We start from the raw sequence: 2595 nt of genomic DNA on the forward strand, positions 1-2595 counted from the left end.
CTGCAAACAGATTGGCTACGAATTTTTCTTTTGTCAGCTCTGGACGGTGTAGATAGCCGCGTGCCAGCCCCGGACCGGATACACACAGCTCACCAGGGACTCCTGCAGGTGAAAGATTCCCGTGTATATCCACCATATACACGCGGTGATTAGATACAGGCCGCCCGATGGATATGATTCCACCTAACTCAGAATTTTCTTCCGATACCGGCCAAAGAGACGTTGCAACGGAATTTTCGGTAGGACCATACGCATTGTAATAAGCCACCCGGTCCTTCCATTTGGACACCAGTTCTGCGGTAGAGGCCGATCCTGCTGTAAGCAAAACACGCAAATCAGGCATGCGATCCGGGTTCAGGTATACAGCATAGTTTGGCGGCAGCGTTGCAATTGTAATTTTGCAGGCAGCCATGTACTGCTCGAAACGTTCATAATTCAAAATAGTCTCGGAGGAAGGTATATACAATGTCGCTCCGCATAGTAAAGACTGGATTATTTCCGAGCATGACGTATCAAACGAATAACTGGCAAACATGACAACCCGATCGGACAAGCCAATACTCAACTTTTGCTCGAAGTAGGTTTTAAGATTACTAAGACCGTGATGCTCAAGCATGACTCCCTTAGGTTGACCCGTCGTCCCGGACGTATAGATGACATATGCTAGATCGTTTGGACCCGATACAGCCTCCAGATTCGAACCGTTTTGATGATATACGGACAGCATTTCCCCGCGTACATCCGCTTTTCTTGTATCGGAAGCAACTCCGTCCTGTTCACCGTCAAGCACCAACACCTTGCCTCCAAACAGCACCTTTTCCGTCAGGTGCTGTTGCGTTAACAACAGTTCGGTACCTGAGTCGTCTAACATGTAGCGGATGCGTTCCTCCGGATAGGTTGGGTCTATCGGGATATATGCTCCCCCCGCCTTCAAAATTGCCAATATGCCCACAATCATATCTACGGAACGCTCTGTCATCAGACTAACCAGACTATCGGCTTTCACGCCATAGCTGCGTAAAGTACGGGCCAACCGGTTAGCGCGCTCGTTCAATTCATGGTAGGTCAATTGTTGACCTTCAAAATATACCGCTGTCTGATCCGAAGTCTGCAAAACCTGTTCCTCGAACAGTCCGTGAATTGTTTGTTCACGCGGATACTCTGCCGTGGTATTTCCCCACACCTGGATGATGTGCTCCCGCTCCTGCATAGTCAACAGATCCATTTCCTCAATTAAACTATCCGGATTCGCTATAATTTGATCCAGCAACTGCAGTAGATGTCCTTGAATCTGCGACACACTCTGATGATCATATACCTGGGCATTATAGGTAAAATCAATCCGTAGCGTATCTCCCTGAAATACTATGATGCTTAAATCATAGCTTTCTTGCTCAGTATTGGCCTCTTCCAAAGTAGTCTCAAACACCATTCTATGGCCAAAGAGTGCCAGTTGTTGCACTTTCGTTGTAACCATTTCAGACATTGGTAAATGTTCATATACCGCAGATTCATCGGTTTGCTGCTGCACTTTTCTCATCAACCCGATAAAGTTCGCTCCTGCTTCGGTTCGAATGCGGACTGGTAAGGTGTGGTTACCCAGTCCAATTAAATGCTTCGATTCCAATATATCTGTCAAGGGACTTGATATGGAGCAAGCGAACACCACATCATCTGTACCGCTATACTTTTGCAATAAAATTCCCCAGGCTGTCTGCAGCAGCGTATTTATCGTCACCTGCTCATTCAGTGCAATTCGCTGCAGCGCCACCGTTCGTTCAACATTCAAATTAATCTCCAGATGCTCTGTCTGATATGGACTGCGCCCGATCAGATTGGCATATGGCAATTGAGGTGCTTCTTCATAGCCTTCGAGCAGAGTACTCCAGTAGCGAGAAGCCTTTAGGGTGTCCCTATGTTTTTTTAGAATCCCTTTGTCTTCTTCCGAAATCAGCGCCAATTCGCCCAGCTTAGTATTGGGATCGGCTACAACGGTTTTGACCAACTGTACAAAATGCCTTGCCATACTTTCTATCGTTTCCCGTTTAAACAAAGATGTAGTGTACAGAAATTGGAGCTGGATAGATGCTTCCTCCTCACTGACTTCAAGCGTCAGGTCGAATTTCGCAGAAACCTGCTCTATGCCAAAAGAGCGGAAGAACAACTTGTCCAACTTCACTTCTTTTTTCTCCACATTCTGCAATACAAACATCGTGTCGAACAACGGATTACGGCTCATATCTCGTTTCAGGTCGAGCTTTTCCACCAGCTCCTCAAACGGATAATCCTGATGCGCATATGCTTGCAGTGCACATGTCTTGGCGTCCTCAATGCAGTTATAAAACGTCTGTTCAGCGTGAGGATGATTACGTAATGCGAGCGTGCCGACAAACATACCGAGCATAGACTCCAGGTCAGCATGCGGTCTACCTGCAATCGGAGTACCGACAATGATGTCTTCCTGCCCTGTGTAATAATGCAACAATGCTGTGTATGCAGCCATAAGTACCATGTACAGCGTAGAATCCGTGTGCACCGCCAGTTCTTTTAAAGACTGGGTCAATTCCTGTCCCATTTCAAATTCAACAGCGTCAC

1 protein-coding gene is annotated in these 2595 nt (G+C 46.9%); it reads right to left on the reverse strand.

Annotated features, from left to right (window positions below; translation table 11 throughout):
- On the reverse strand, positions 1-2595 hold a 2595-nt coding region (locus GRP75_RS23980; protein ID WP_160790567.1), incomplete at both ends, for a non-ribosomal peptide synthetase.

This window comes from Paenibacillus sp. OT2-17, assembly GCF_009827695.1.
GTDB lineage: Bacteria > Bacillota > Bacilli > Paenibacillales > Paenibacillaceae > Paenibacillus > Paenibacillus polymyxa_B.